General features: G+C 49.9%; 2 protein-coding genes. One reads left to right on the top strand and one right to left on the bottom strand.

Annotation, left to right across the window (positions count from 1 at the left end; genetic code table 11):
• Positions 1–1193: YjgN family protein (locus ACKLKD_RS27750; protein WP_250099144.1), on the bottom strand; the 1193-nt coding region annotated here is incomplete at its 3' end.
• Between the two features lie 177 nt (positions 1194–1370).
• On the opposite strand from ACKLKD_RS27750, the gene ACKLKD_RS27745 reads away from it, so the two are divergent.
• Positions 1371–1874, top strand: a complete 504-nt coding sequence (locus ACKLKD_RS27745) for a GNAT family N-acetyltransferase (protein ID WP_025714865.1) — start codon at positions 1371–1373, stop codon at positions 1872–1874.
• Positions 1875–1970: the final 96 nt, after the last annotated feature.

The raw sequence follows: 1970 nt of genomic DNA, 5'->3' as shown, positions 1-1970 counted from the left end.
AGGAATGGCAACGTGGGGAAAAAACCGCCGCACAGTTTGTCAGATCGTGTCGGCTGCGGTGGCGCCGCCGGCTGCAGATCGAGCGAATCGAGCTCACCGACCATCGTCGTGTTTTCCGCGAGATAGCGCAGCAAAACAATCTTAAACCAGGGATAGGCCAGGCCCAACGTCAGCAGCGAGAGAAACGTCAGCGCCAGTATACGCGGAGCAAGACCGCAAAACGTCAGGGTGGAACGGAAATGAACGTGGTCTCCCAGCACCAGATTATTTATTACGTGATTACGTAAAGCGACACGAAGGTATGCTATGGATAACACAATACCGATAGTGAGAAATAAATATCCCCCTAATATCGCCCCAAGATGCCGCAATGCCATAAACAGTGCCGAACCCTCACGGCACAAACCAAACATACAGCCCGTCAGCAGTTGGGCGACTGCGGAAAATAAAAAGCCAACAAAAATGATTATAAACGGCAACAAAATCGCCGTTGCCAATAAAAAAATCACCACACAACGCTTAGTACTCACATAAATATTAAATTTATTTTTTCCTAAGGTTGCGCCTTTGCCGATCAGATCATACCAGTGACTGTAAACCACACCGCTGGTTACCGCCATAATACACAATGTCAGCAAAAACAGAATAACGAGCCCCACTAACATGCCATTTATGCCATAGCCGAACCAGAGACGACTTCCCAACACCGAGAACACCACCGCCGTTATCACGTATATCAGCAAGGGTAAGCCAAGCATAATCCACCATCCGCGCAGCAGATTGCACTGAACTCCAAAGCGAATAGTCGCGAAAGAGGTCATGTTCGCATGGTAGTTTAATCCCCTTATAAACATGACCGGCAGCAGGATAACAAAGACCAACGTTTCCAGCCCTTCGCAACCGGGGGCGAATATGGCGAGCGCTAAACTCACTATAAGCAGCACAATGAATATCAGCAGCCAGCTCAGGAAAATGGTGATACCACGCCCGTGATAGGCAAAACGGACACCATTAACTTCCATATTCTCGCAAAGATAACGATGATTGCGCACCCAGGCCCATGGAATAAAGATCCCCAAAGTAATTACAGACAAAATAACATTAACCAGACAAATAACAAAATAGCGCCCAGCCTGCCCATGAAACACAAAAGGATGGCCAGAACGCTGCGATTGTCCTGAAATCATACTCATATAAAAGTCGTCCTTGTACTTAAACCATATATATAAATAATGCGTATCGGCATTAAGCGAGCAGAATATATTATTTTGAAATTTCGCGGCAATACATTTCACGCACAACTTGCGCCTGTAAACGAATAATGGTATTAAAGAAATGTATGGTTATTTAAGCTAAAATTGAGTGATTCTATGAATCTTGCCGCGCCACAGACCTTTACTATACGCCGTATCGCGGCGCAGGATAACGCTGCGATAGCGGCCGTCATTCGGCAGGTATCCGCAGAATATGGCCTGACCGCTGATAAAGGCTATACCGTTGCCGACCCCAATCTTGATGAGCTGTATGAGCTATACAGCCAGCCGGGCTCTGCCTATTGGGTGGTGGAGAAAGAGGGGGAAGTGGTTGGCGGCGGGGGTGTCGCACCGCTCTCCTGTAGCGAGCCGGATATCTGCGAGCTGCAGAAAATGTATTTCATGACCCGCGCCCGCGGCCAGGGGCTGGCGAAGAAACTGGCGCTACTGGCGCTGGACTATGCCCGCGAGCAGGGGTTTAAACGCTGCTATCTGGAAACCACCGCCTTCCTGACGGAGGCGATCGGCTTATATGAACATCTCGGCTTCGAGCACATTGACGGGCCGCTGGGCTGTACCGGCCACGTTGACTGCGAAGTGCGAATGCTGAAAACGCTGTAACGCATCACCCGGTAGCCCGGCTAAGCGTAGCGCGAGCCGGGGTATGTCCCGAATGGCACCGCTTGCACCTTACCCGTGCTCGCGGTGCCGTTTTTT

Origin of the sequence: Klebsiella sp. 10982, assembly GCF_048589245.1 — a bacterium.
Lineage (GTDB): Bacteria > Pseudomonadota > Gammaproteobacteria > Enterobacterales > Enterobacteriaceae > Klebsiella > Klebsiella quasivariicola.
This window is presented reverse-complemented; position numbering and strand designations above follow the sequence as displayed.